The 26,365-nt window shown below is 58.7% G+C and carries 21 protein-coding genes; 8 read left to right on the forward strand and 13 right to left on the reverse strand.

Features of this window, described 5'->3' with window-relative positions:
* The first annotated feature begins 86 nt into the window (after positions 1-86).
* Entirely contained in the window at positions 87-2,681 is a 2,595-nt protein-coding gene (gene leuS / locus J3P93_RS10580) for a leucine--tRNA ligase (protein ID WP_434597183.1), read from the forward strand.
* A 78-nt stretch (positions 2,682-2,759) separates the two neighbouring features.
* Here leuS and aceA read toward each other — a convergent pair whose 3' ends face one another.
* The 9 genes from aceA to J3P93_RS10625 all read right to left on the reverse strand — a co-directional run bounded on the left by aceA (position 2,760) and on the right by J3P93_RS10625 (position 13,433).
* Positions 2,760-4,085 (reverse strand): isocitrate lyase, encoded by a 1,326-nt coding sequence (gene aceA, locus J3P93_RS10585; protein WP_016775277.1) that lies wholly within the window; start codon positions 4,083-4,085, stop codon positions 2,760-2,762.
* A gap of 474 nt (positions 4,086-4,559) precedes the next feature.
* A complete protein-coding gene (locus J3P93_RS10590) occupies positions 4,560-5,321 on the reverse strand; it encodes a secretin N-terminal domain-containing protein (protein WP_434597186.1) in 762 nt (253 codons plus the stop codon).
* Positions 5,322-5,583: 262 nt separating this feature from the next.
* Positions 5,584-6,009: a GNAT family N-acetyltransferase gene (locus J3P93_RS10595; RefSeq protein ID WP_090284364.1), complete on the reverse strand. Its 426-nt coding sequence runs from the start codon at positions 6,007-6,009 to the stop codon at positions 5,584-5,586.
* A complete protein-coding gene (locus tag J3P93_RS10600; protein WP_434597188.1) occupies positions 6,002-7,171 on the reverse strand; it encodes a JmjC domain-containing protein in 1,170 nt (389 codons plus the stop codon). Before J3P93_RS10600 ends, J3P93_RS10595 begins: the two co-directional genes overlap by 8 nt.
* 86 nt (positions 7,172-7,257) lie before the next feature.
* On the reverse strand, positions 7,258-8,628 hold the full coding sequence (purB, locus tag J3P93_RS10605) for an adenylosuccinate lyase (RefSeq protein ID WP_434597190.1): 1,371 nt from the start codon (positions 8,626-8,628) through the stop codon (positions 7,258-7,260).
* 126 nt (positions 8,629-8,754) lie between these two features.
* A complete protein-coding gene (gene hflD / locus J3P93_RS10610) occupies positions 8,755-9,378 on the reverse strand; it encodes a high frequency lysogenization protein HflD (protein ID WP_090284360.1) in 624 nt (207 codons plus the stop codon).
* Positions 9,375-10,499 (reverse strand): tRNA 2-thiouridine(34) synthase MnmA, encoded by a 1,125-nt coding sequence (gene mnmA, locus J3P93_RS10615; RefSeq protein WP_434597194.1) that lies wholly within the window; start codon positions 10,497-10,499, stop codon positions 9,375-9,377. Before mnmA ends, hflD begins: the two co-directional genes overlap by 4 nt.
* Positions 10,500-10,558: 59 nt before the next feature.
* On the reverse strand, positions 10,559-11,005 hold the full coding sequence (locus J3P93_RS10620) for an NUDIX hydrolase (protein ID WP_434597196.1): 447 nt from the start codon (positions 11,003-11,005) through the stop codon (positions 10,559-10,561).
* Between the two features lie 202 nt (positions 11,006-11,207).
* Positions 11,208-13,433 carry an NADP-dependent isocitrate dehydrogenase gene (locus J3P93_RS10625; RefSeq protein WP_434597198.1) on the reverse strand — a complete coding sequence of 742 codons (2,226 nt, stop codon included), beginning with the start codon at positions 13,431-13,433 and terminating at the stop codon, positions 11,208-11,210.
* 481 nt (positions 13,434-13,914) lie between these two features.
* Between J3P93_RS10625 and icd the strand changes: the two genes are divergently transcribed.
* Positions 13,915-15,171 (forward strand): NADP-dependent isocitrate dehydrogenase, encoded by a 1,257-nt coding sequence (gene icd, locus J3P93_RS10630; RefSeq protein WP_208940634.1) that lies wholly within the window; start codon positions 13,915-13,917, stop codon positions 15,169-15,171.
* 71 nt (positions 15,172-15,242) lie between these two features.
* Here icd and cspD read toward each other — a convergent pair whose 3' ends face one another.
* A complete protein-coding gene (gene cspD / locus J3P93_RS10635; RefSeq protein WP_434597200.1) occupies positions 15,243-15,521 on the reverse strand; it encodes a cold shock domain-containing protein CspD in 279 nt (92 codons plus the stop codon).
* 224 nt (positions 15,522-15,745) lie between these two features.
* Between cspD and clpS the strand changes: the two genes are divergently transcribed.
* Together clpS and clpA are read left to right on the forward strand one after the other, a co-directional pair.
* Complete coding sequence (clpS, locus tag J3P93_RS10640; protein ID WP_011334948.1) at positions 15,746-16,129, forward strand: ATP-dependent Clp protease adapter ClpS; 384 nt, start codon at positions 15,746-15,748, stop codon at positions 16,127-16,129.
* A gap of 30 nt (positions 16,130-16,159) precedes the next feature.
* Complete coding sequence (gene clpA / locus J3P93_RS10645; RefSeq protein WP_007964841.1) at positions 16,160-18,430, forward strand: ATP-dependent Clp protease ATP-binding subunit ClpA; 2,271 nt, start codon at positions 16,160-16,162, stop codon at positions 18,428-18,430.
* Positions 18,431-19,114: 684 nt separating this feature from the next.
* Here clpA and infA read toward each other — a convergent pair.
* From infA to aat, 3 genes are all read right to left on the reverse strand, one after another.
* Positions 19,115-19,333, reverse strand: coding sequence for a translation initiation factor IF-1 (gene infA, locus J3P93_RS10650; RefSeq protein ID WP_002553999.1), 219 nt, complete (start codon positions 19,331-19,333; stop codon positions 19,115-19,117).
* Between the two features lie 112 nt (positions 19,334-19,445).
* Positions 19,446-20,153, reverse strand: a complete 708-nt coding sequence (locus J3P93_RS10655) for an arginyltransferase (protein ID WP_434597203.1) — start codon at positions 20,151-20,153, stop codon at positions 19,446-19,448.
* Positions 20,154-20,211: 58 nt separating this feature from the next.
* Complete coding sequence (gene aat / locus J3P93_RS10660; protein WP_434597205.1) at positions 20,212-20,892, reverse strand: leucyl/phenylalanyl-tRNA--protein transferase; 681 nt, start codon at positions 20,890-20,892, stop codon at positions 20,212-20,214.
* Positions 20,893-21,380: 488 nt separating this feature from the next.
* Here aat and J3P93_RS10665 point away from each other — a divergent pair, with 488 nt between their 5' ends.
* The 4 genes from J3P93_RS10665 (at position 21,381) to crcB (ending at position 26,359) form a co-directional block, all read left to right on the forward strand.
* The gene (locus tag J3P93_RS10665) at positions 21,381-23,810 is read left to right on the forward strand and encodes a DNA translocase FtsK (RefSeq protein ID WP_434597207.1); all 2,430 of its coding nucleotides are present in this window, start codon (positions 21,381-21,383) and stop codon (positions 23,808-23,810) included.
* A gap of 75 nt (positions 23,811-23,885) precedes the next feature.
* Positions 23,886-24,506 (forward strand): outer membrane lipoprotein chaperone LolA, encoded by a 621-nt coding sequence (gene lolA, locus J3P93_RS10670; RefSeq protein ID WP_203418611.1) that lies wholly within the window; start codon positions 23,886-23,888, stop codon positions 24,504-24,506.
* A 156-nt stretch (positions 24,507-24,662) separates the two neighbouring features.
* Positions 24,663-25,985 carry a replication-associated recombination protein A gene (locus tag J3P93_RS10675; protein ID WP_090284341.1) on the forward strand — a complete coding sequence of 441 codons (1,323 nt, stop codon included), beginning with the start codon at positions 24,663-24,665 and terminating at the stop codon, positions 25,983-25,985.
* The gene (gene crcB / locus J3P93_RS10680; RefSeq protein WP_203418609.1) at positions 25,985-26,359 is read left to right on the forward strand and encodes a fluoride efflux transporter CrcB; all 375 of its coding nucleotides are present in this window, start codon (positions 25,985-25,987) and stop codon (positions 26,357-26,359) included. Before J3P93_RS10675 ends, crcB begins: the two co-directional genes overlap by 1 nt.
* Positions 26,360-26,365 lie beyond the last annotated feature (6 nt).

A 26,365-nucleotide genomic window follows, 5' to 3' on the forward strand; every position in this document is an offset into this window, starting at 1 on the left:
GTCTTTTTGATATCGACAAGTACTTGCAAAGGAGCGTGGGGCAAGCGACTGATGGTCGCCAGACCTGCCAATGTTGAGGAAACTTTATGCGATCGCAGTATGATCCAGCCTGGGTTGAAAGTTCGGCACAGGCCAAATGGTTTGATAAGGATGTATTCACAGCGGTCGAGAGACCCGATCAGCCAAAATTTTACGCGTGTTCAATGTTGCCTTATCCATCGGGCAAGTTGCATATGGGGCATGTGCGCAATTATACGATCAATGACATGCTGGCCCGTCACCTACGGATGAAGGGTTTCAATGTGCTGATGCCCATGGGCTGGGATGCATTTGGCTTGCCGGCGGAGAACGCCGCGATGCAGTCGGGTGTTTCGCCTGCCGATTGGACACGGTTGAACATTGCCGACATGAAGGCACAGATGCAGCCTCTTGGTCTGGCCTTCGACTGGTCACGGGAAATTGCTACTTGCGATCCACGTTATTACAAGTGGAATCAGTGGTTTTTCCTCAAAATGCTTGAAAAAGGTCTGGCCTACAAGAAAACGCAGATCGTCAATTGGGATCCTGTCGACAACACGGTATTGGCCAACGAGCAGGTGATTGACGGTCGAGGCTGGCGCTCGGGCGCGCTGGTTGAGAAGCGCGAAATTCCTGGTTATTACTTGCGTATAACCCAGTATTCCGAGGAAATGCTGTCTGCGATCGACACGCTTGATGGCTGGCCGGAAATGGTGCGCTCGATGCAGCGTAACTGGATAGGCAAGACAGAAGGGGTGCGCCTTGCATTCGGTCACTCGTTTCGTGACTCCGACTCAAATCTTATCGATGGCGGCAAGCTATGGGTGTTCACTACCCGTGTAGAAACGCTGCTGGGGGTCACGTTTTGTGCGGTTTCTCCAGATCATGCTCTGGCCAAATATGCTCTGGATCTCAATCCTGCGCTTGAACCTCAGATTCATGCGTGTCGAGAGGCCGCAAAGGCGGGGCCAGAGCTCAGCGGCAAAACCAAGATCGGCGTCGACAGCGGTCTTGTGGTGACACATGCGTTGACGGGCGAACCTGTTGCGCTGTGGATCACCAATTATGTGCTCAACGAATACGGCGAAGGTGCCTTGATGGCCGTGCCCGGCCATGATCAGCGAGATCATGATTTTGCCAGGCAATACGATCTCCCGGTAATACAAGTCATTGATCGTGTCGGTGAGGTCTACGATCCTGAGGTCTGGTCTGACAGCTATGGCAGTCGTGAGGGTTTTCTCATCAATTCCCAGGGATATGATGGTTTATCCATCGCGCAGGCCGTTCCTGCGATTGTCGCTGCATTGATCGATTCCGGTATGGGAGAAGAAACGACCACTTGGCGGCTACGCGACTGGGGTATTTCCCGGCAGCGTTATTGGGGGACGCCAATCCCGATCATTCACTGTAAACAGTGTGGTGATGTTCCCGTCCCCTACGCGGATCTGCCGGTCGTGTTGCCGGAAGATTGCGTTCCCGACGGTAGTGCGAATCCGCTGTTACAGCATGAAGGGTTCCGCCATGTTCCATGTCCGCGTTGTGCGGCACCGGCATTACGTGAGACGGACACCATGGATACCTTCGTCGATTCGAGCTGGTATTTCATGCGTTATTGCGATCCCGACAATGACAAATCAATGGTAGGCCCAGGCGCTCGCTACTGGATGCCGATTGATCAATACATCGGTGGTATCGAACATGCCGTGCTGCATTTGCTGTATGCCAGATTCTGGACCCGGGCGATGCGTGACGAGGGATTGGTGACATTCAGCGAGCCTTTCAAGAATCTGTTCACCCAAGGCATGCTACTGCGTGAGAGCTATTACCGCAAAGCCGGGGATGGTAGCCGACGCTGGTTTTATCCCGCACAGGTCTCGGTTCAGTACGATGAGAAAGGTCGGCCATTGCGGGCCACGGCGCTTGAAGACGGATTGCCAGTGACTATTGGCGGCGTCGAAAAAATGTCCAAATCGAAGAACAACGTGGTTGAGCCCAGAGACATCATCGACAAGTTCGGTGCCGACACTGCCCGTTTGTTTACGATCTTCGCCGGCCCTCCTGATCAAAGTACCATCTGGAGCGATAGCGGTGTTGAAGGGGCCTACCGCTTTCTCCGCCGGTTATGGGCTTTTGTGCACGATAATGTGAGCCAGGCTGGCGCGAGCGAGCGAAGTGAACTCGTTGACGTAGAGTCGCGACGCGTACGTTTCGACATGCATCGCTTGTTGCAGCAGATCAACACCGATTATGAGCGGCTTCAGTACAACACGGTGGTGTCGGGTGCGATGAAAATGCTCAAAGTGCTGGAAGGCGCCGGCGCCGCGGATTCCCGGGTGGTTCAAGAGGGGGTGCGTATTCTGTTGCAGATCCTGCATCCCGTGACGCCGCATATTTCTCAGGTGCTATGGGAAGAGCTGGATTTTCAGGGGGACATTTATGACAGTTCATGGCCGCAACCTGATAAGGAGGCTTTGAAACAGGACACGATCAAGATGATGGTGCAAGTCAACGGCAAGTTGCGTGGCGAAATAATGATTGAGCTGGACGCCGATTATGACGCGATACGTATTCGGGCGTGTTCCGATCCTTCCTTGAACGGTTATCTGGAAGGCACCAAAAAAATGATCGTAGTGCCCAACCGGCTGGTGAACTTCATCGTCTGATACTCAGATATCGAGCGCTGAAAACGAAAAAAACCGGTGTTTCCTCAGAAACACCGGTTTTTTAGTCAGGGCAATCTGTCAGTGGAACTGTTCTTCTTCAGTCGAACCGGTCAGCGCGGTCACCGACGACGAGCCACCCTGGATCACGGTGGTCATGTCGTCGAAGTAGCCAGTGCCCACTTCCTGCTGGTGCGCCACGAAGGTGTAACCCTTGGCGGCGTCAGCGAATTCCTGCTCTTGCAGCTTCACGTAGGCAGTCATGTCGTTGCGGGCGTAGTCGTGCGCCAGGTTGAACATGCTGTGCCACATGTTGTGAATGCCGGCCAGGGTGATGAACTGGTGCTTGTAACCCATGGCGGACAGTTCGCGCTGGAACTTGGCGATAGTCGCGTCGTCCAGGTTTTTCTTCCAGTTGAAGGAAGGCGAGCAGTTGTACGACAGCAATTGGTCCGGGTATTCCTTCTTGATCGCTTCAGCGAAGCGACGGGCTTCTTCCAGATCCGGCTTGGCGGTTTCGCACCAGATCAGGTCGGCGTATGGCGCGTAAGCCAGACCACGGGCGATGGCTTGGTCCAGACCGGCGCGAACCTTGTAGAAGCCTTCCTGGGTGCGCTCGCCGGTCACGAACGGCTGGTCGTACGGGTCGCAGTCGGAGGTCAACAGGTCAGCTGCGTTGGCGTCGGTACGCGCCAGGATGATGGTCGGCGTGCCGGCAACGTCAGCCGCCAGACGCGCAGCGGTCAGCTTCTGTACGGCTTCCTGAGTCGGAACCAGTACCTTGCCGCCCATGTGGCCGCATTTTTTTACCGACGCCAGCTGGTCTTCGAAGTGAACGCCAGCGGCGCCTGCTTCGATCATGCTTTTCATCAGCTCGTAAGCGTTCAGTACGCCGCCGAAACCGGCTTCAGCGTCAGCCACGATCGGCGCGAAGTAGTCGATGTAGCCGTCGTCGCCCGGGTTCTTGCCGGCTTTCCACTGGATCTGGTCGGCACGACGGAACGAGTTGTTGATGCGCTTGACCACGGTTGGCACCGAGTCCACCGGGTACAGCGACTGGTCCGGGTACATGGATTCTGCGGAGTTGTTGTCCGCAGCCACTTGCCAGCCCGACAGGTAGATCGCCTGGATACCGGCTTTTACCTGCTGAACAGCCTGGCCACCGGTCAGGGCGCCCATGCAGTTGACGAAATCTTTCTCAGGACGGAAGGACGGCTTGGCACCCTGGGTGACCAGGTTCCACAGCTTCTCGGCGCCCATCTTCGCAAAGGTGTGCTCAGGCTGGACCGATCCACGCAGACGGACCACGTCAGCAGCGGAGTAAGTGCGTGTCACGCCTTTCCAGCGCGGGTTCTCAGCCCAGTCTTTTTCGAGGGCTGCAATTTGCTGTTCGCGTGTCAGTGCCATGGAGATAAACCTCGTCGCGTCTTTATTGAAAAGTTGTTCTGCGGTGGAAAATTCCTGCGCTCGCTGACCAGAAGCTTAGGTGGTCAAGTCGGATTCGGCGGGGTAGGCGACGGGATGAACGATGGGCTCGAGGGGAAGTGAGCAGGTAGTGGCGCGATGCGGGCGCATTCCGGCGTCGTGGGCCTTTATGCGGTCTGCAGCGTGAAGCCGGGTTACCTAAATACGCTTCCGTCCCTCGGGACAACTTCGTTCCAGTCGGCAACCTCGTCAAACACACCTTGTGGGCGGTACAGACACGAAACGGCTCGCGGGGTAGGTGCGGGCGGCGCTTCGAAGGCCCTTGCCAGGGCCCCTGATTAGCGGGAGCGAGGCCATCATGCCTTCGCTTTTTTTTCGCGTCAAACGTTTTGTAGTGCTTTTTTTAAGGCACTACATCTTTCGTCTAATACGACTAATCAGTCAGTTTTCGGTGCTTTAGTCCAGTGCGTCGACTTTCACCCGCAAGGTCATGTCATCGCGGCCTTGAGTCGAGTAGCTGCGGGTCAGGCCCTGTTTATCAGCCTGGGTCTGGCGATTCACTCCGGCGAGGGTGATCCATTCGCCGAGGCGTCCGCTGACGGTTGTGTCGGTGCTTTGCACGTTCACTACATCGGGACGTTCCTGGCTCATGCGGTCACGATTGGTGCTGATTGCCAGATGGACGATGTCGCCGGTGACGCTCGCGGTCACGTAGAAACCCTGGGTGACGTTGCGGTATTGGGTCTGGCTGTTGTAACCGCCGTAGGAATCGCTCTGAACGTTGGTGATCGGCACGCTTTGCCCGACCTGGATCAGCGCTGGCATGCCATCGGTGGCCTGCACTTGCTGCACGCCACCTTCGCGGCTGGTCGTACTGCGGCTGATGATGCGGGTCTGATTCGCCTGCGCGCCGTTGACCGAATAGCCTTCGTCGCCACGGCCATTGTTTTCATTGGTGTCGACGGTGATCAGCAAGCGCTTGGGCGCGGTGTCGAGTTGCCCGATCAGTGCCTTGAGTTCCTGGATCTTGTCCGGGTCGGCCTTGATGATCAGTTGATTGCCATAGGCGCTGACCTGGCCATCCTTGCCGAGGAAGTCCTGCGCCATCGGCAGCATGTCGGCGCTGGTGCGGTAATTGAGGGGCACGATTTCTGTGGCTGCCAGCACCGAAAAGCTGCAGCCGAGCAGCAGGGTGGTGAGCAGGGTGCGTAGGGACATGTCCGTTATCTCCGCTTTCGAAAGGCTTGATATTGCCAGTTTGTCGGCCCGGGGTGGGGCAAGTTGAATCCTAGACAGCAAAGCGCCCCGGCATCGTGAGATGGCGGGGCGTTTTGTGATGTGCTCGCCGGCCTCTTGCCTGATCGTTCCCATGCTCTGCGTGGGAATGCAGCCCGTGACGCTCTGCGTCACATGCCGCAAGGGACGCGGAGCGTCCCGAGAGGCATTCCCACGCAGAGTGTGGGAACGATCAGGGCAGAGCTCAGGCCGAATGGCGAACCATATCGACATGCGGAATCCCGGCTTCGAGGAATTCCTCGCTGACCAGGCTGAAGCCCAGGCGTTCATAGAACGCCGTGGCCTGCACCTGCGCACTGAGCATTTGCTGCTTCAGGCCGCGCGCTTCCGCTTCGGCGATGACCGCTTGCATCAGCGCGTCGCCGACTTTCATCCCGCGCCAGTCTTTCAGCACCGAAACCCGGCCGATGTGCCCATCGGGCAGCAAACGCGCGGTGCCGATCGGGTAGTCGCCTTCAAACGCCAGAAAATGCACGGCGGTCGCGTCATCCGCGTCCCACTCAAGCTCGGGTGGCACCGATTGTTCGGCGATGAACACCGTTTCACGAATGCGCCGGATCTCGGCGATGTCCTTCTGCCAGTCTGCGACACGAACGCGAATTTTATTCATCGGCGAACCCCAGGCTACCTTGCTTGACCAGTTCGCAGAGCAGGCTGCGACCGTCTTCGTCGTTCAGCCAGTCACCGAGGTTGTCGGTGTGCAGGGCGTCAGCGGCGCAGATCAGCTTCAGCAGTTCGCGCAGTTTGCCCGGCAGATAACGGCTCTGGCCGCTGGCGAACAGCAGCAGGTCGTCATCGACTTCCGACCAGGCCAGGCGCGCGCTCGGGTTGCGAATCAGCACGGCGCCGTCCTGCAGGGCGGCGAGGAAATCTTCCTCCTCGACGTCTTCCGGGCCGACCACCAGTTCCGGGTAGCGCGGCTCGGTCATGTACTGGCCGAACCAGGTCAGCAGCAGACGCTCGTCGCTCATGTGCTCGGCAAGCAAGCTCTTCAGGCGGTCCAGTGCATCGTGCTGGATCTGATGCGGGTCGGCTGCCGGCTTGGCATCGGCGTCGGTGTAGCGCTCTTCGTCAGTCAGGAACTGGCTGAGGAAATCGGTGAAGTGGGTCAGCACTTCAGCAGCGCTCGGCGCACGGAAGCCGACCGAGTAGGTCATGCAGTTGTCGACCGCGACACCGCAGTGAGCCAGGCGCGGCGGCAGGTAAAGCATGTCGCCCGGTTCCAGAACCCATTCTTCGGTCTGTTCGAATTCGGCGATGATGCGCAGGTCGGCGTGTTGCAGCAGCGGGCTCTCGGAATCGCACATCTGGCCGATTTTCCAGTTGCGCTTACCGTGGCCTTGCAGCAGGAACACGTCGTAGTTATCGAAATGCGGACCAACACTGCCACCAGGGGCGGCGAAGCTGATCATCACGTCGTCGACGCGCCAGCTCGGCAGAAAACGGAAGTTTTCCAGCAGCTCGCTGACTTCCGGGACGAACTGGTCGACCGCTTGTACCAGCAGGGTCCACTCTTTTTCCGGCAATTTGCTGAACTCGTCTTCGGCGAACGGGCCGCGACGCAGTTCCCATGGGCGCTCGCCGTGCTCGATGACCAGGCGCGATTCGACTTCTTCTTCCAGGGCCAGGCCGGCCAGCTCGTCGGCGTCGATCGGGCTTTCGAAGTCAGGAATCGCCTGACGGATCAGCAGGGGTTTTTTCTGCCAGTAGTCACGCAGGAATTCGCGTGCCGTGAGGCCGCCCAGAAGTTGAAGAGGAATGTCGGAATTCATATGTAACCTATTGAAAAAAAGCACTTTTCAGACGGGAATAAAAACGCCCGGCGCGGCCGGGCGTCTTGAACGGGGCAAACGGTCGATCAGATGCGTTTGGCTTGTGCCACAGCGTTGCCGATGTAGTTGGCCGGGGTCAGTTGCTTGAGCTCGGCTTTCGCTTCGGCTGGCATGTCCAGGCCATCGATGAAAGTCTGCAGCGCTTCAGGGCTGATGCCCTTGCCGCGGGTCAGTTCTTTCAGCTTTTCGTACGGGTTTTCGATGTTGTAGCGGCGCATCACGGTCTGGATCGGCTCGGCCAGCACTTCCCAGCACGCGTCGAGGTCAGCAGCAATCTTCTGCTCGTTGAGTTCGAGCTTGCTGATGCCCTTGAGGCTGGCTTCGTAAGCGATCACGCTGTGGGCAAAGCCGACACCGAGGTTGCGCAGTACGGTGGAGTCGGTCAGGTCGCGCTGCCAGCGGGAGATCGGCAGTTTGCTCGCCAGGTGCTGGAACAGTGCGTTGGCGATACCCAGGTTGCCTTCGGAGTTTTCGAAGTCGATCGGGTTGACCTTGTGCGGCATGGTCGACGAACCGATTTCGCCAGCGATGGTGCGCTGCTTGAAATAACCCAGGGAGATGTAGCCCCAGATGTCGCGGTCGAAGTCGATCAGGATGGTGTTGAAGCGTGCGATCGCGTCGAACAGCTCGGCGATGTAGTCGTGCGGTTCGATCTGTGTGGTGTACGGGTTGAAGCCCAGGCCCAGCTCGTCTTCGATGAAGGCGCGGGCGTTGGCTTCCCAGTCGATCTGCGGGTAGGCCGACAGGTGCGCGTTGTAGTTGCCGACAGCGCCGTTGATCTTGCCCAGCAGCGGCACGGCAGCGACCTGCGCGATCTGCCGCTCGAGACGGTAAACCACGTTCGCCAGCTCTTTGCCCAGAGTGGTCGGCGAGGCCGGTTGACCGTGGGTGCGCGACAGCATCGGCACGTCAGCGAAACGGATGGCCAGTTCGCGGATGGCGTTGGCGGTCTGGCGCATCAGCGGCAGCATCACGTCGTCACGGCCTTCGCGCAGCATCAGCGCGTGGGACAGGTTGTTGATGTCTTCGCTGGTGCAGGCAAAGTGGATGAACTCGCTGACCTTGGCCAGCTCCGGCAGCTTGGCCGCCTGCTCCTTGAGCAGGTATTCGATCGCCTTGACGTCGTGGTTGGTGGTGCGCTCGATCTCTTTGACGCGCTCGGCGTGCTCCAACGCGAAGTTTTCCGCCAGTTCATTGAGAACGGCGTTGGCCTCGGCGGAGAAGGCCGGTACTTCAGGAATACCGGCGTGGGCGGCCAGGCGCTGGAGCCAGCGCACTTCAACCAGAACGCGGGCACGGATCAGGCCGTACTCGCTGAAAATCGGGCGCAGGGCCTGGGTTTTGCCGGCGTAGCGGCCGTCAACAGGGGAAACCGCAGTGAGCGAAGAGAGCTGCATGGGGTGTTCTCGGACAGTCGGGCAACGAAATGGGGCGCGTATCATACATGAAAAAATCCGCCGGTCCGTCGCCAACTGACCGGCGTATTACGCGTTACAGACTACAAAACTGGTATCGCGCGGCGTTTACTCGCTGCGCATCAGCGGATACAGCTCTTTGAGCAACTTGCGGCGGCTGATCACCAACTGCCAGCGATGCCCGCCGAGCTGGCGCCACAAGCGCGCCGAACGGATCCCGGCCAGCAGCAAGGCGCGAATCTTCGAGGCATTGCTCGGTTGCTGCAGATTGCGCATGTCGCCGTGCACCTGAATGCGCTGGCGCAAGGTGCTCAGGGTGTCCTGATACAGCGCGCCGCACGCAGCCACCACGTTTTCGTGGGCCGGACCGAAGTGCTCGACCTGCGACTGGATCTGCGGCAAACGCTTGCTGATGGTGTCGAGCATGTCGTCGCGCTTGGCCAGTTGACGTTCCAGACCGAGCATCGACAGCGCATAACGCAACGGCTCGCGCTGCAAAGTGCTGGGGTCACGTTCCAGTGCGCCGATCAGCGCCCGATAACCTTCGCGCAGATTGATGTCATCGCCGCCGTACACGTCCAGCGTGTCTTTCGGGTCGCGCACCAGCAGGCTGCCGAGCATGCAGCTCAGGCCGGCTTCGTTGGTCTGGCCGGTCTTGGCGATGCGGTCGACCAGCACGGCGGCCAGAAACACACCGCCCAGCGCCGTCAGTTGCTCCTGAGTCGGGCTCATGCCTGGCCGCTCCATGGCTCGGCGACTTCAATCACGCCGCCGCCGAGGCAGATTTCACGGTCATAGAACACCACCGATTGGCCCGGGGTCACCGCGCGTTGCGGCTCGTCGAACACGGCGCGATAGCCGCTGGCGGTTTTCTCCAGGGTGCAGGCCTGATCGCTCTGGCGATAACGCACTTTGGCGGTCAGGCGCAGCGGCTGGCTCAGGTCGATCGGATTGACCCAATAGATCTCCGAAGCGAGCAGGGCGCCGGAGAACAGCCACGGATGGTTGTTGCCCTGACCGACGATCAGTTCGTTGACGTCCAGATCCTTGCGCAGCACGTACCACGGTTCATCGCCGGCGTCTTTCAAACCGCCGATGCCAAGGCCCTGGCGCTGGCCGATGGTGTGGTACATCAAGCCGTGGTGGCGGCCGATGACTTCGCCTTCGGTGGTTTTGATCTCGCCCGGTTGCGCCGGCAGGTATTGCTTGAGGAAGTCGCTGAAGCGCCGTTCACCGATGAAGCAGATCCCGGTGGAATCCTTCTTCTTCGCGGTCGCCAGCTCGTATTTCTCGGCAATCGCGCGCACTTCCGGCTTTTCCAGTTCGCCGACCGGGAACAGGGTCTTGGCGATCTGTTCGCCGCCAACGGCGTGCAGGAAGTAGCTCTGATCCTTGTTTGGATCGAGGCCCTTGAGTAGTTCGGTGCGGCCATCGATGTCACGGCGGCGCACGTAGTGGCCGGTGGCGATCAGGTCGGCGCCAAGCATCATCGCGTAGTCGAGGAACGCCTTGAACTTGATTTCGCGGTTACACAGGATGTCCGGGTTCGGCGTGCGTCCGGCCTTGTATTCGGCCAGGAAGTGCTCGAACACGTTGTCCCAGTACTCGGCAGCGAAGTTGGCGGTGTGCAATTTGATGCCGATCTTGTCGCAGACAGCCTGAGCATCCGCCAGGTCGTCCATGGCGGTGCAGTATTCCGTTCCGTCGTCTTCTTCCCAGTTCTTCATGAACAGGCCTTCCACTTCATACCCCTGCTCGATCAGCAGGAGAGCGGAAACGGAAGAGTCCACGCCGCCGGACATGCCGACAATGACGCGCTTCTTGGATGTGTCAGAAGGGGCTGGATCACGCATAGGGATTCAATGAGTGTCTTGGAAAAGGGCGCGATTCTAGCAGGCTCGCGGCCGCAAGGCTAAAGGGAAGGGCGGATCAGTTCGAGGCTGAAGTGATGACCGGCCAGATAATCGTCGATGCAGCGCATGATCAGCTCGCTGCGCCAGTTGTCCCGTTGAGCCAATAATTCTTCGCGGCTCAGCCACTTGGCGCCGAGGATGCCATCGTCAAGCTGATAGTCCGGGTGGTGTTTGACGGCTTTGGCGCTGAAGCACACACGCTGGTAAGTCACGCCGTTGCTCGGCGCGGTGTACAGATAAATGCCGATGACGCCGGTGGGTTCGACGTCCCAGCCGGTCTCTTCGAGGGTTTCGCGCACGGCGGCTTCGATCAGGGTTTCATTCGGATCGAGATGCCCGGCGGGCTGATTGAGCACATTGCGCCCGGCCTTGTGCTCTTCGACCATCAGGAAGCGACCGTTGTCTTCGATGATGGTGGCGACGGTGATGTGGGGCAGCCATTCCATGAATCTTCCTCAATCTATTGGTTAAACCCCAATCCCTGTGGGAGCTGGCTTGCCAGCGATAGCGGCCTATCATTCAGCATTGAAGGTGACTGATCCACCGCTATCGCTGGCAAGCCAGCTCCCACAAAGTTTTGTGCTGATCACAAAGTCTGGAAACACAAACCCCGGCACGGGGCCGGGGTTTGTTTACCGCACTACAACCTTAAACCAGCGCAGCAATCGCCGCGTTGAAGGTTGCGCTCGGGCGCATGGCCTGGCTGATCAGCTCGGCGTCGGCGTGGTAGTAACCGCCGATGTCGACTGGCTTGCCCTGAACGGCGTTGAGCTCGGCAACGATGGTCGCCTCGTTCTCGGTAAGGGTTTTGGCCAGAGTCGCGAACTGCGCGTGCAGTGCAGCGTCTTCGGTCTGGGCAGCGAGGGCCTGAGCCCAGTACATCGCCAGATAGAAGTGGCTGCCGCGGTTGTCGATGTTGCCGACCTTGCGCGATGGCGACTTGTTGTTGTCGAGGAACTGGCCGGTGGCCTGGTCCAGAGTCTTCGACAGCACCAGTGCTTTCGGGTTGTTGTAGTTCACACCCAAGTGCTCGAGGGAAGCGGCGAGGGCGAGGAACTCACCCAGCGAATCCCAGCGCAGGAAGTTTTCTTCAACCAGTTGCTGCACGTGCTTCGGTGCCGAACCGCCAGCGCCGGTTTCGAACAGACCACCGCCGTTCATCAGCGGCACGATCGACAGCATCTTGGCGCTGGTGCCCAGTTCCATGATCGGGAACAGGTCGGTCAGGTAGTCGCGCAGTACGTTGCCGGTTACCGAAATGGTGTCCTTGCCTTCGCGGGTACGCTGCAGGGTGTACTTCATGGCGTCGACCGGCGCCATGATCTGGATGTCCAGACCGGCGGTGTCGTGATCCTTCAGGTAAGCCTGAACTTTCTCGATCACCACGCCGTCGTGAGCGCGCATCGGGTCGAGCCAGAAGATCGCCGGGGTGCTGCTGGCGCGAGCGCGGTTGACGGCCAGTTTGACCCAGTCCTGGATCGGCGCGTCTTTGGTCTGGCACATGCGGAAGATGTCGCCGGCTTCAACGGCCTGCTCCATCAGCACGGTGCCTTTGCTGTCGGTGACGCGAACAACGCCGTCAGCCTTGATCTGGAAGGTCTTGTCGTGCGAGCCGTACTCTTCGGCTTTCTTCGCCATCAGACCGACGTTCGGCACGCTGCCCATGGTGGTCGGATCGAACGCGCCATTGGCTTTGCAGTCTTCGATCACGGCCTGGTAGATGGTGGCGTAGCAACGATCCGGGATCACTGCCTTGGTGTCGTGCAGCTGACCGTCGGTGCCCCACATCTTGCCGGAGTCACGGATCATCGCTGGCATCGAGGCGTCGACGATAACGTCGCTCGGCACGTGCAGGTTAGTGATGCCCTTGTCGGAGTTGACCATCGCCAGCGCCGGACGTACAGCGTAGACCGCAGCCATGTCGGCTTCGATTTGCGCTTGCTGCTCGGCCGGCAGCGCTTTGATGCGCGCGTACAGGTCGCCGATGCCGTTGTTCAGGTTGAAGCCGATCTCGGCCAGCACGTCAGCGTGCTTGGTCAGCGCGTCTTTGTAGTACTCGGCAACGATCTGGCCGAACATGATCGGGTCGGAGACCTTCATCATGGTCGCTTTCAGGTGCACCGAGAGCAGCACGCCCTGGGCCTTGGCGCTTTCGATTTCAGCAGCGATGAACGTGCGCAGGGCGTTTTTGCTCATCACGGCGCAGTCGAGGATCTCGCCAGCCTGAACGGTGGTTTTCTCTTTCAGAACGGTGGCAGTACCGTCCTTGGCGATCAGTTCGATCTTCACGGCGTCAGCGGCGTCGATCAGGGCAGCTTTTTCGCTGCCGTAGAAATCGCCGGTGCTCATGTGCGCAACGTGGGACTTGGAGTCTTTGGCCCAGGCGCCCATTTTGTGCGGGTGCTTGCGTGCGTAGTTCTTAACCGACAGCGGAGCGCGACGGTCGGAGTTGCCTTCACGCAGAACCGGGTTCACGGCGCTGCCCTTGACCTTGTCGTAACGCGCCTTGGCGTCTTTGTCGGCGTCGCTGGTCACGGTTTCCGGGTAGTCCGGCAGGTTGTAGCCCTGCGCCTGCAGCTCTTTGATCGCGGCTTGCAGTTGCGGCACCGAAGCGCTGATGTTCGGCAGCTTGATGATGTTGGCTTCAGGCGTAACGGCCAGTTCGCCCAGTTCGGCGAGGTGGTCGGCTACGGCTTTGTCGCCCAGTTGCTCGGGGAAGCTTGCCAGAATGCGCGCTGCAAGAGAGATATCGCGGGTTTCCACGGCGATATCGGCCGAGGCAGTGTAAGCCTCGATGATCGGCAGCAGGGAATAGGTGGCGAGGGCAGGAGCTTCGTCGGTGAAGGTATAGATGATCTTCGAGCGGGTGGGCATATTCGGATTAACTCTCTCTTCTTTGCTAAAGCGTGCGCAGAAACTCGAGGGGCGCCGGGTAAGCGCGTTCGTTCAAAGTCATCCATGAACCGAATGTCGAGATTCTTCGCGGTGATGTTGGGTGCATCAGTAGAGCGTCAAGCAGTCAGGCTGCGGTAACAACCCGACCAATCAGGCGGAAAGTCTCGTGCTAGAGAGGCCAGCCGTCGTGACCCTGTGGTCAGCGGGCGGCATTATACATAGGTAGCTGGCAATCTGCCGATGGTTCATATGCAACGATTCTCGTCCATTGGTCTAAAGGTCGCAGGGCGGTGCCGGGCAAAGACTCGTTACGAATGCTGGAGTTTGGCGCTTTTCCCTTTGCTTTCAGGGTTGTACGAAACCAGATGTGCGCGGCGGCGGAACATAGGGTTTGCGTGTTGATTCAACTGGGTTACGCTCGAAGCAAGCCAGGTGTTCAATCCAAACAATGGAGTTCAGCATGGGTTACAAGAAGATTCAGGTTCCAGCCGTCGGCGACAAAATCACCGTCAATGCAGACCATTCTCTCAATGTTCCTGATAACCCGGTCATCCCCTTCATCGAAGGTGACGGCATTGGTGTCGACATCAGTCCGGTGATGATCAAAGTTGTCGATGCTGCTGTTGAAAAGGCCTACGGCGGTAAGCGCAAGATTTCCTGGATGGAAGTCTACGCCGGGGAAAAAGCCACCCAGGTTTACGATCAGGATACCTGGCTGCCGCAGGAAACCCTCGACGCGGTCAAGGATTACGTGGTCTCCATCAAAGGCCCGCTGACCACCCCGGTCGGTGGCGGCATCCGCTCGCTGAACGTGGCCCTGCGCCAGCAACTCGACCTCTATGTCTGCCTGCGCCCGGTGCGCTGGTTCGAAGGCGTGCCAAGCCCGGTGAAAAAGCCCGGCGACGTCGACATGACCATCTTCCGTGAGAACTCCGAAGACATCTACGCGGGCATCGAGTGGAAGGCCGGTTCGCCGGAAGCCACCAAGGTGATCAAATTCCTGAAAGAAGAAATGGGCGTCACCAAGATCCGTTTCGATGAAAACTGCGGCATCGGCGTCAAGCCGGTTTCTCGCGAAGGCACCAAGCGTCTGGCGCGCAAGGCCTTGCAATATGTGGTCGATAACGATCGCGACTCGCTGACCATCGTGCACAAAGGCAACATCATGAAGTTCACTGAAGGTGCCTTCAAGGAATGGGCCTACGAAGTGGCGGCAGAAGAATTCGGTGCGACCCTGCTCGACGGCGGTCCGTGGATGCAGTTCAAGAACCCGAAAACCGGCAAGAACGTGGTGGTCAAAGACGCCATTGCCGACGCCATGCTTCAACAGATCCTGCTGCGTCCGGCCGAATACGATGTGATCGCGACCCTTAACCTCAACGGCGACTACCTGTCCGACGCCCTGGCGGCAGAAGTGGGCGGTATCGGTATTGCACCGGGCGCCAACCTGTCCGACACCGTGGCGATGTTCGAAGCGACCCACGGTACCGCGCCGAAATATGCCGGCAAGGATCAGGTCAACCCGGGTTCGCTGATTCTCTCGGCCGAGATGATGCTGCGACACATGGGCTGGACTGAAGCGGCAGATCTGATCATCAAGGGCACCAATGGTGCGATCGGGGCGAAAACTGTCACGTATGACTTTGAGCGCTTGATGGATGGGGCCACGCTGGTTTCGTCTTCGGGGTTTGGGGATGCGTTGATTTCGCATATGTAAAACGCGGATACACAAAAACCGCCTGAATTTTCAGGCGGTTTTTTAATGGCTGAGGTTCAGGCGGGAATCAGTCAGCTGAACGCTTTGGCCGTCGCGGCAGCAGCAGCGCCGACCGCACCGCCGACAGACAGATCGGGCGCAGCAACGACGACGTTGTGAATTTCGACTGCATGCAGGCCCTTTGGCCCTTGGATGATATCGAACTTCACGGATTGCCCGGCCTTGAGGGTCTTGTATCCATCCATCTTGATCGCCGAGTAATGCGCAAACAGATCTTCTGACTTGCCATCCTCAATGATGAAGCCGTACCCCTTGGCATTGTTGAACCATTTCACCTTGCCGACAGCCATGCTCAAATCCCTCTGCAACAGTCTCCATCGCTGGAGTATCATCCCGTTCATCCGCCATCGAATTCGATAAAAGAATTGACTCCGCGGATCTTTTTTACCCACTGTGGGCTCTATTGGTTGTAACACCGTTTTCCCGATAGTCAAGGTGACCGGGCCGTCGGAGTTGAAAACGCAGGCAACCGCCCCCACCACTGTATTTGCACAACTGACGAACCTTTCTTTCCATGCATGCAATCAGCCAGATTCGACTAACATTCAATCAGGATCGCCCGCTTCTCCAAAAGGATCTTCCACAGGAGCACGACGACGATTCGGCAGGCGTTGCTGTTCAGGAAGCAAAGCCTGCATTACAGGCACCGCCGATGTACAAGGTGGTTTTGTTCAACGATGACTACACACCGATGGATTTCGTCGTCGAAGTGCTCGAGGTGTTTTTTAACCTGAATCGCGAGCTGGCGACCAAGGTCATGCTGGCCGTCCATACAGAAGGACGAGCAGTATGTGGAGTGTTTACCCGCGACATCGCCGAGACAAAGGCCATGCAGGTCAACCAGTACGCCAGGGAAAGCCAGCATCCGCTACTCTGTGAAATCGAGAAGGACGGTTAATCGCCGACCACTTGGGTATGAGGTGAAGCTATGTTAAACCGCGAGCTCGAAGTCACCCTCAATCTAGCCTTCAAGGAGGCTCGTTCGAAGCGTCATGAGTTCATGACCGTCGAACATCTCCTGTTGGCCCTATTGGACAATGAGGCTGCCGCCACCGTTTTGCGTGCCTGCGGCGCGAACCTCGACAAACTCAAGCATGACCTGCAGGAGTTCATCGACTCCACCACGCCATTGATCCCCGTCCATGACGAAGATCGCGAAACCCAGCCAACCCTGGGCTTCCAGCGTGTCCTGCAGCGTGCTGTTTTCCACGTACAGAGCTCCGGCAAACGCGAAGTGACTGGCGCCAACGTGCTGGTTGCCATCTTCAGTGAGCAAGAGAGTCAGGCCGTATTCCTGCTGAAACAGCAGAGCGTAGCGCGCATCGATGTCGTCAACTACATCGCCCACGGCATTTCCAAAGTGCCGGGGCATGGCGATCACTCTGAGGGTGAACAAGATATGCAGGACGACGAGGGCGGTGAGTCTTCTTCTTCAGGCAATCCTCTGGATGCTTATGCCAGCAATCTCAACGAGCTCGCGCGCCAGGGTCGTATCGATCCGCTGGTCGGCCGCGAATCCGAAGTCGAGCGTGTCGCGCAGATTCTCGCGCGGCGGCGCAAGAACAATCCGCTGCTGGTCGGCGAAGCAGGCGTGGGTAAAACCGCGATTGCCGAAGGCCTGGCCAAGCGCATTGTCGACAATCAGGTGCCGGACCTGCTGGCCAACAGCGTCGTCTACTCCTTGGATCTTGGCGCTCTGCTGGCAGGCACCAAGTACCGCGGTGATTTCGAGAAGCGCTTCAAGGCGCTGCTCAATGAGCTGAAAAAGCGTCCGCAGGCGATTCTGTTCATCGATGAGATCCACACCATTATTGGTGCCGGTGCGGCGTCAGGTGGCGTCATGGATGCCTCGAACCTGCTCAAGCCGCTGCTGTCGTCTGGCGACATTCGCTGCATCGGTTCGACGACGTTCCAGGAGTTCCGCGGCATCTTCGAGAAGGATCGTGCCCTGGCGCGTCGCTTCCAGAAGGTCGATGTGGTCGAGCCGTCGGTGGAAGACACCATCGGCATCCTGCGTGGTCTCAAAGGCCGTTTCGAGCAGCACCACAACATCGAGTACAGCGATGAGTCGTTGCGCGCCGCTGCCGAACTGGCTTCGCGCTACATCAACGACCGGCACATGCCGGACAAGGCCATCGATGTCATCGACGAGGCGGGCGCCTATCAGCGTCTGCAACCGGTGGAGATGCGCGTCAAGCGTATCGAAGTGCCGCAGGTCGAAGACATCGTGGCGAAGATTGCGCGGATTCCGCCGAAGCACGTCACCAGTTCCGACAAGGAATTGCTGCGTAACCTGGAGCGTGACCTGAAGCTGACGGTGTTTGGTCAGGACGCGGCGATCGATTCGCTGTCGACGGCAATCAAGCTGTCTCGTGCCGGGCTCAAGTCGCCGGACAAGCCAGTCGGTTCGTTCCTGTTTGCAGGGCCGACCGGTGTGGGTAAAACCGAGGCCGCGCGGCAATTGGCCAAGGCGCTGGGGATCGAGTTGGTGCGCTTCGACATGTCCGAGTACATGGAGCGTCACACCGTCTCGCGTCTGATCGGTGCGCCTCCAGGGTATGTCGGCTTCGATCAGGGCGGTCTGTTGACCGAAGCGATCACCAAGCAGCCGCATTGCGTATTGCTGCTCGATGAAATCGAGAAGGCGCATCCGGAAGTCTTCAACCTGCTGCTGCAGGTGATGGACCACGGTACGCTGACCGACAACAACGGGCGCAAGGCGGACTTCCGCAATGTGATCGTGATCATGACCACCAACGCCGGTGCTGAAACGGCTGCTCGCGCTTCGATCGGTTTCACCCATCAGGACCACTCGTCCGATGCGATGGAAGTGATCAAGAAGAGCTTTACGCCGGAATTCCGCAACCGTCTGGACACCATTATCCAGTTTGGTCGCCTCAGTCATGAAGTCATCAAGAGCGTGGTGGACAAGTTCCTTACCGAGCTTCAGGCGCAGCTGGAAGACAAGCGTGTGTTGCTTGAGGTGACTGACGCGGCGCGCAGTTGGCTGGCGGCGGGTGGTTATGACTCGGCAATGGGTGCACGTCCTATGGCGCGTCTGATCCAGGACAAGATCAAGCGTCCGCTGGCGGAGGAGATTCTGTTTGGCGAGCTGGCCGAGCATGGCGGTGTGGTGCACATCGACATCAAGGATGGTGAGTTGACGTTTGACTTCGAAACTACGGCGGAGATGGCCTGATCGTTTTGTTGTGAAGCCAAGGCGCCTTCGGGCGCCTTTCTTTTGTCTCTGGGTTGGGGGTATATCCATTGCTGCGGTAACGGCTGATTAGGGTTCCGCTCTTACAGCGGGTCACCTTTTTCAAACGCCAAAAAGGTAACCCAAAACGCTTGCTCCTGCGTACGGCCCTCGCAGGCTCGGGTTCCTTCGCTCCGGGATCGATCCGGGCGCAGCGGCTACGGTTTGCTTCGCTGCACCTACTTCCGCTGTGTCTGGCTGCGCCAGACGGTCGCTGCGCTCCCACGCCCGGATCAATCCCTCCGCTCAGCCTTCCGACGTCGCCGGTGACGCAGGATCAAAAGCACTCGAGCTGGCGCTCATTGTTGAGTGGTTAGAAGCGGGGGGTTGGCTTTGGATGTGTGGTGTGGCTGCCCCTCACCCCAGCCCTCTCCCCGAGGAGAGGGAGCCGATTTGTAGGCTTTTCAAAGTCTGAGTACGACTCGGTATTTCAAGTCGCCGTACCTTTCGCATCCTCCTCGGTCAGTTCCCTCTCCCTCCGGGAGAGGGCTAGGGTGAGGGGCTTGTGAACTTTGCTTTTGATCTTCAGGCATTTCCAAGCACCCGCAGCAAGCGGGTGCTCACCCAAACCCAAACCCCAGACACAAAAACGCCCGGCTAAAAGCCGGGCGTTTTGTATTGACTTGATTAGCGAGCGCGGTAGGTGATGCGCCCTTTGCTCAAGTCATAGGGCGTCAGTTCGACGCGCACTTTGTCACCGGTAAGAATACGAATGTAGTTCTTGCGCATCTTGCCGGAAATATGCGCGGTTACGACGTGCCCATTTTCCAACTCCACACGAAACATGGTGTTGGGCAGGGTGTCGACGACAGTGCCTTCCATTTCGAAGCTGTCTTCTTTCGACATGCAGTAAAGCCCTCGGTATCCAGTGAATGGCCCGGTGCAACTGCGCCAGGCAAAAGCGGCGTGCATTGTGCCCGAAAAATGGGGTTTACGCCAAGGGGTTTGAGCTTTTGCTTTAGTTGAGGATGACCCAGCGCTGATTGATCAGCAGTTCGATGGGGCGATATTGGGTCTTGTAGTTCATCTTTTTGCAGTTCTTGATCCAGTAGCCGAGGTAGACCGCCTCAAGCCCCAGGCGCTGGCTCTCGGCGATTTGCCAGAGGATCGCGAAACGTCCCAGGCTTCGGCGTTCTTCGGCCGGTTCGTAAAAGGTGTAGACCGCCGAGAGGCCGTTAGGCAGCAAATCGGTCACCGCTACCGCCAGCAACCGTCCGTCGAGTCGGAATTCGTAAAAGCGCGAGAAGGGCAGATCGCGAACCAGAAAGGTCGAGAACTGATCACGGCTCGGCGGGTACATGTCGCCGTCGGCGTGGCGTTGTTCGATGTAGCGCTGGTACAGGTCGAAATATTCTTCGCTGAATTGCGGCTTGCCCGGACGTACCTGCAAATCGGCGTTGCGTTTGAAAATGCGTTTTTGCTGGCGGTTCGGCAGGAACTGCGCGACCGGGATGCGCGCAGGCACGCACGCATTGCAATTCTGGCAATGGGGGCGGTACAGATGATCGCCGCTGCGACGAAAGCCCATTTCCGACAGGTCTGCGTAGACATGCACATCCATGGGCTGGCTCGGATCGAGAAACAGGGTCGTGGCCTGCTCCTCGGGCAGATAACTGCAAGAGTGGGGCTGAGTGGCATAGAACTTCAGACGCGCCAACTCGGTCATGAATCAACCCTCGGAATAAGCTGGTGGATTAAGTGTAAGCCACCTGCGCAAAAGTCGCTCAGCAAACCCAGGTCGCATGATTGGGTTGATCCAGATGTCGCGCCAGATAATCGGCAAATTGCGCGCGGGGAATCGCTCGCGCACCGAGGCTGTGCAGATGCTCGGTCGGCATCTGGCAGTCGATCAGCACGAAACCGGCCTCTTTCAGATGGCGCACCAGTGTGGCGAAGCCATATTTCGAGGCGTTGTCGGCGCGGCTGAACATTGATTCGCCGAAGAACAATTGGCCCATCGCCAAGCCATACAGGCCACCGACCAGCTCGCCCTGATCGCGTACTTCCACCGAATGGGCAAAGCCGCGACGATGCAGTTCGATGTAGGCGTCTTGCATAGCCTCGGTGATCCAGGTGCCATCGGCATAATCCCTAGGCGCGGCGCAGGCGCGAATCACCGCTTCGAAATCCTGATCGAAGGTCACTTGATAGCGTTCCTTGCGCAGCAGTTTGCCGAGGCTGCGCGAGACGTGCAGCTCGTCGGGAAACAGCACGGTGCGCGGGTCCGGCGACCACCAGAGAATCGGCTGGCCTTCAGAAAACCACGGAAAGCAGCCATGGCGATAAGCCTGGATCAGACGGTCGGCAGACAAATCACCGCCAGCGGCGAGCAATCCGTTGGGCTCGCGCATGGCCTTTTCCAATGGCGGAAAGGTCAGGGAATTGCGTTGTAACCAAGTCAGCATGGCATCCAGGCTTGCAGAAGGGGAGGGCGGTCAGGGCGTGCAGGCCCTGCGAAAGAGTTTGCCGCGAAACGGCGCCGATGTCCTGCACAGATATTCGACGCAGCCAGTATTGAGCTGCAACTTGGTGTGTCGGCCGTGGTCGTAAGCGACACCGTGGCACTGCGCGGCGAGCATCGCAGCCGGGTGGATATCGGCTGCTTCGCTACGTTCATCAAATAGCCGTCATAAGCCTTTGTCACAAAAGGTATATGCATGCTCAAATTGCGTCGCAGCTTCTGTGCGCTTGGCTATGCTCAATCACGGGGCTTAACCATGGCGTCGAACGCACAAACCCGTACAATAGCGGGTTATCAGGCAACGTTGGTCATGTGCTGTGTTTATAAAAAGCGCGGCGTAATGTTAAAAGTAGTTCCGTTTGCGCTCGTTTGATTTTTTACCTGCCTGGATTGGGCAGTTTTTTATCGTCATTCAATAGATGGACGCGCCTTGTGCGCAGGAAAAGAAGCGTTTTGAAGAAATCCACCGAAGCACCCAAAACAGTCGTTCCGCTCTGGCGCCAACAATTGCACTACCGGCTCAAGGAAGGTGCATTGATCGCCATCGGTGCCTTGTGCCTGTTCCTGATGATGGCTTTGCTGACCTATGGCAAGGACGATCCGGGCTGGAGCCACAACAGCAAGATCGATGACGTGCAGAATTTTGGCGGCCCGGCGGGCTCCTACAGCGCCGACATCCTGTTCATGGTGCTCGGTTACTTCGCCTACATCTTCCCGTTGCTGCTGGCGATCAAGGCCTACCAGATTTTCCGCCAGCGCCACGAGCCGTGGCAGTGGAGTGGCTGGCTGTTCTCCTGGCGCCTGATCGGTCTGGTATTTCTGGTGCTGTCCGGCGCGGCGCTGGCGCATCTGCATTTCCATGCGGCGTCCGGCCTGCCGGCGGGTGCTGGCGGTGCGTTGGGCGAAAGCCTCGGTAATCTGGCGAAGAATGCGCTGAACATTCAGGGCAGCACGCTGCTGTTCATCGCGCTGTTCCTGTTCGGTCTGACGGTGTTTACCGATCTGTCGTGGTTCAAGGTGATGGACATCACCGGCAAGATCACGCTCGACCTGTTCGAACTGTTTCAGGGCGCGCTCAATCGCTGGTGGGCGGCACGCACCGAACGCAAGCAACTGGTCGCGCAACTGCGAGAGGTCGATGATCGTGTGCATGACGTGGTGGCGCCAACGGTCACCGATAAACGCGAACAGGCCAAAGTCAAAGAACGCCTGATCGAACGCGAGCAAGCCCTGAGCAAGCACATGTCCGATCGCGAGAAGCAGGTGCCGCCAGTGATCGCCCCGGCGGCGGCCAAAGCCCCCGAGCCAAGCAAGCGCGTGCAGAAAGAGAAGCAGGTGCCGTTGTTCGTCGACAGCGCCGTGGAAGGCACGTTGCCGCCGATCTCGATCCTCGATCCTGCGGAAAAGAAACAGCTCAATTACTCGCCGGAATCGCTTGCAGCGGTCGGGCACTTGCTGGAAATCAAACTCAAGGAATTCGGCGTCGAAGTCGCTGTGGATTCGATCCATCCCGGCCCGGTGATTACCCGTTACGAGATTCAGCCTGCAGCTGGGGTCAAGGTCAGCCGCATCGCCAACCTGGCCAAGGATCTGGCGCGTTCGCTGGCGGTGACCAGCGTGCGGGTGGTTGAAGTGATTCCAGGCAAGACCACGGTCGGTATCGAGATACCCAACGAAGACCGGCAGATCGTGCGCTTCTCCGAAGTGCTGTCGACGCCCGAGTACGACAACTTCAAATCGCCGGTTACCCTGGCGCTCGGCCACGATATCGGCGGCAAACCGGTCATCACCGACCTGGCGAAGATGCCGCACCTGCTGGTTGCCGGTACCACCGGTTCCGGTAAGTCGGTGGGCGTGAACGCAATGATCCTGTCGATCCTGTTCAAGTCCGGCCCGGAAGACGCCAAGCTGATCATGATCGACCCGAAGATGCTTGAATTGTCGATTTACGAAGGCATTCCGCACCTGCTGTGCCCGGTTGTGACCGATATGAAAGACGCCGCCAATGCCCTGCGCTGGAGCGTCGCCGAAATGGAGCGGCGCTACAAGCTGATGGCCAAGATGGGCGTGCGTAACCTGTCCGGCTTCAATGCCAAGGTCAAGGAAGCCCAGGATGCTGGCGAGCCGTTGAGCGATCCGCTGTACAAGCGCGAAAGCATTCACGACGAAGCGCCGCTGCTGCAAAAACTGCCGACCATCGTTGTGGTGGTCGACGAATTCGCCGACATGATGATGATCGTCGGCAAGAAGGTTGAAGAGCTGATCGCCCGTATCGCACAGAAGGCCCGTGCCGCGGGCATTCACCTGATCCTTGCGACCCAGCGGCCATCGGTAGACGTGATCACTGGCCTGATCAAGGCCAACATTCCGACCCGTATGGCATTCCAGGTGTCGAGCAAGATCGACTCGCGGACCATTATCGATCAGGGCGGCGCCGAACAACTGCTTGGCCATGGTGACATGCTGTACATGCCGCCAGGCACCAGTCTGCCAATCCGGGTTCACGGCGCGTTCGTGTCCGACGATGAAGTTCACCGTGTGGTCGAGGCGTGGAAACTGCGCGGCGCACCGGAATACAACGACGACATTCTCAACGGTGTCGAAGAAGCCGGCAGCGGTTTTGAAGGCAGCAGCGGTGGCGGCGACGGCGACGATCCGGAAGCCGATGCGTTGTATGACGAAGCTGTACAGTTTGTGCTGGAAAGCCGTCGCGCTTCGATTTCCGCGGTACAGCGCAAGCTGAAGATCGGCTACAACCGCGCAGCCCGCATGATCGAAGCCATGGAAATGGCCGGCGTGGTCACCTCGATGAACACCAACGGTTCCCGCGAGGTCCTGGCCCCGGGCCCGGTGCGCGACTGATTCGAAACCCTTTTTGCACAAAGGATGGCGCAATGACGCGCCGTCCTCTCCCAACGAGTATTCAAGAGGACTCCCATGCGTCTTATCCGCATGCTGTTGCCAGTACTGGCGCTGACCGCCTTCACGGCCCACGCCGATGACAAGGACGTGGCGCGTCTGACCCAATTGCTGGAAACATCCAAGACCCTGAGCGCGAACTTCTCGCAGCTGACCCTCGACGGCAGCGGCACCCAGTTGCAGGAAACCACCGGCAACATGACCCTGCAGCGTCCGGGGCTGTTCTACTGGCACACCAATGCCCCGGCCGAGCAGACCATGGTCTCCGACGGCAAGAAAGTCACCTTGTGGGACCCGGACCTGGAGCAGGCCACGATCAAGAAACTCGACGAGCGCCTGACCCAGACCCCAGCGCTGCTGCTGTCCGGTGACGTGTCGAAGATCAGCCAGAGCTTTGACATCAGCGCGAAAGAGGCGGGCGGCGTGATCGACTTCACCCTCAAGCCGAAAACCAAGGACACCCTGTTCGACAACCTGCGCTTGTCGTTCCGCAACGGTCTGCTCAACGACATGCAACTGATCGACAGTGTTGGCCAGCGCACCAATATCCTGTTTACCGGGGTCAAGGCCAACGAAGCGGTGCCGGCCTCCAGGTTCAAGTTCGACATTCCCAAGGGTGCCGACGTCATCCAGGAATAAACACAAAACCCCTTGAAGGAGTGAGCCTGCTCGCGATTCGATCTGTCAGTCACCACTTGGTTGTCTGATCCACCGCTATCGCGAGCAGGCTCACTCCTAAAAAAAATCAAAAGAATGAATGGCAACCGGTTCAAATAGAGGTTTCAACGCTACGTGATGGATCTGTTTCGCAGTGCACCGATTGCCCAGCCACTGGCCGCGCGTTTGCGTGCGACCAATCTGGACGAGTACGTCGGTCAGGAACACGTGCTCGCGCGTGGCAAGCCGCTGCGCGAGGCGCTGGAGCAGGGTGCTTTGCACTCGATGATCTTCTGGGGGCCGCCGGGCGTGGGCAAGACCACGCTGGCGCGATTGCTCGCGGAAGTCTCCGATGCGCACTTCGAAACGGTCTCGGCGGTACTCGCCGGGGTCAAGGAGATCCGTCAGGCCGTTGAAATCGCCAAACAGCAGGCCGGCCAGTATGGCAAGCGTACGATTCTGTTCGTCGATGAAGTCCACCGTTTCAACAAGTCCCAGCAGGACGCCTTCCTGCCTTACGTAGAAGATGGGACGCTGATCTTCATCGGCGCCACTACGGAAAACCCCTCGTTCGAACTCAACAACGCCTTATTGTCGCGCGCCCGCGTCTATGTGCTGAAAAGCCTCGACGAAGCGGCGCTGCGAAAGCTGGTGGGCCGCGCGCTGAGCGAAGAACGCGGACTGGGCAAGCGCAACCTGACTCTCAGCGATGAAGGTTTCCAGATGCTGCTATCCGCCGCTGATGGCGATGGCCGGCGCCTGCTCAATCTGCTGGAAAACGCCTCGGACCTGGCCGAAGACAACAGTGAGATCGGCACCGATCTGTTGCAAAGCCTGCTCGGCGATACCCGTCGCCGTTTCGACAAGGGCGGCGAAGCGTTTTACGACCAGATTTCTGCGCTGCACAAGTCAGTGCGCGGTTCCAATCCTGACGGCGCGCTGTACTGGTTCGCGCGGATGATCGACGGCGGTTGCGATCCGCTTTATCTGGCGCGGCGAGTGGTGCGCATGGCCAGCGAAGACATCGGCAACGCCGACCCGCGCGCGCTGAGCCTGTGCCTGGCAGCGTGGGAAGTGCAGGAGCGTCTCGGTAGTCCGGAAGGCGAGCTGGCCGTGGCCCAAGCCATTACTTATCTGGCCTGTGCGCCGAAAAGCAACGCGGTGTACATGGGCTTCAAGACCGCTTTGCGCGCGGCGGCCGAAAACGGCTCGCTGGAAGTCCCGCTGCACCTGCGCAATGCGCCGACCAAACTGATGAAGCAATTGGGTTACGGCGACGAATACCGCTATGCCCACGATGAACCGGATGCCTACGCGGCAGGTGAAGACTATTTCCCGGAAGAGCTCGAACCGATTCCGTTCTATCAGCCGGTGCCGCGAGGCCTGGAATTGAAGATTGGCGAGAAGCTCAATCACCTCGCTCAACTCGATCGTCTGAGCCCAAGACAGCGGAGAAAATAGTGGTCCCATTGATTGTTGCGGTTTCGGTCGGCGGTGTTGCCGGCACCCTGTTGCGCTTCGCCACCGGCAATTGGGTCAGCGCCAATTGGCCGCGGCACTTCTATACCGCGACGCTGGCCGTTAATATCGTGGGCTGTCTGTTGATTGGCGTGTTGTACGGCCTGTTTTTGATACGCCCGGACGTGCCGATCGAGGTGCGTGCCGGGTTGATGGTCGGCTTCCTCGGGGGGCTGACTACTTTTTCATCCTTTTCACTGGATACGGTGCGCCTGCTGGAAAGCGGGCAGGTGCCGCTGGCCCTTGGCTATGCGGCACTCAGCGTATTCGGCGGGCTGCTCGCGACGTGGGCCGGCCTGTCTCTGACCAAACTTTGATAACGA

Source organism: Pseudomonas sp. R3-57 (assembly GCF_051132065.1).
GTDB lineage: Bacteria > Pseudomonadota > Gammaproteobacteria > Pseudomonadales > Pseudomonadaceae > Aquipseudomonas.

Bases quoted from the DNA above. Each gene is read 5' to 3' on its own strand.
- leuS (WP_434597183.1), top strand. From the start codon at position 87: ATGCGATCGCAGTATGATCCAGCCTGGGTTGAAAGTTCGGCACAGGCC.
- aceA (WP_016775277.1), bottom strand. From the start codon at position 4,085: ATGGCACTGACACGCGAACAGCAAATTGCAGCCCTCGAAAAAGACTGG.
- J3P93_RS10590 (WP_434597186.1), bottom strand. From the start codon at position 5,321: ATGTCCCTACGCACCCTGCTCACCACCCTGCTGCTCGGCTGCAGCTTT.
- J3P93_RS10595 (WP_090284364.1), bottom strand. From the start codon at position 6,009: ATGAATAAAATTCGCGTTCGTGTCGCAGACTGGCAGAAGGACATCGCC.
- J3P93_RS10600 (WP_434597188.1), bottom strand. From the start codon at position 7,171: ATGAATTCCGACATTCCTCTTCAACTTCTGGGCGGCCTCACGGCACGC.
- purB (WP_434597190.1), bottom strand. From the start codon at position 8,628: ATGCAGCTCTCTTCGCTCACTGCGGTTTCCCCTGTTGACGGCCGCTAC.
- hflD (WP_090284360.1), bottom strand. From the start codon at position 9,378: ATGAGCCCGACTCAGGAGCAACTGACGGCGCTGGGCGGTGTGTTTCTG.
- mnmA (WP_434597194.1), bottom strand. From the start codon at position 10,499: ATGCGTGATCCAGCCCCTTCTGACACATCCAAGAAGCGCGTCATTGTC.
- J3P93_RS10620 (WP_434597196.1), bottom strand. From the start codon at position 11,005: ATGGAATGGCTGCCCCACATCACCGTCGCCACCATCATCGAAGACAAC.
- J3P93_RS10625 (WP_434597198.1), bottom strand. From the start codon at position 13,433: ATGCCCACCCGCTCGAAGATCATCTATACCTTCACCGACGAAGCTCCT.
- icd (WP_208940634.1), top strand. From the start codon at position 13,915: ATGGGTTACAAGAAGATTCAGGTTCCAGCCGTCGGCGACAAAATCACC.
- cspD (WP_434597200.1), bottom strand. From the start codon at position 15,521: ATGGCTGTCGGCAAGGTGAAATGGTTCAACAATGCCAAGGGGTACGGC.
- clpS (WP_011334948.1), top strand. From the start codon at position 15,746: ATGCATGCAATCAGCCAGATTCGACTAACATTCAATCAGGATCGCCCG.
- clpA (WP_007964841.1), top strand. From the start codon at position 16,160: ATGTTAAACCGCGAGCTCGAAGTCACCCTCAATCTAGCCTTCAAGGAG.
- infA (WP_002553999.1), bottom strand. From the start codon at position 19,333: ATGTCGAAAGAAGACAGCTTCGAAATGGAAGGCACTGTCGTCGACACC.
- J3P93_RS10655 (WP_434597203.1), bottom strand. From the start codon at position 20,153: ATGACCGAGTTGGCGCGTCTGAAGTTCTATGCCACTCAGCCCCACTCT.
- aat (WP_434597205.1), bottom strand. From the start codon at position 20,892: ATGCTGACTTGGTTACAACGCAATTCCCTGACCTTTCCGCCATTGGAA.
- lolA (WP_203418611.1), top strand. From the start codon at position 23,886: ATGCGTCTTATCCGCATGCTGTTGCCAGTACTGGCGCTGACCGCCTTC.
- J3P93_RS10675 (WP_090284341.1), top strand. From the start codon at position 24,663: ATGGATCTGTTTCGCAGTGCACCGATTGCCCAGCCACTGGCCGCGCGT.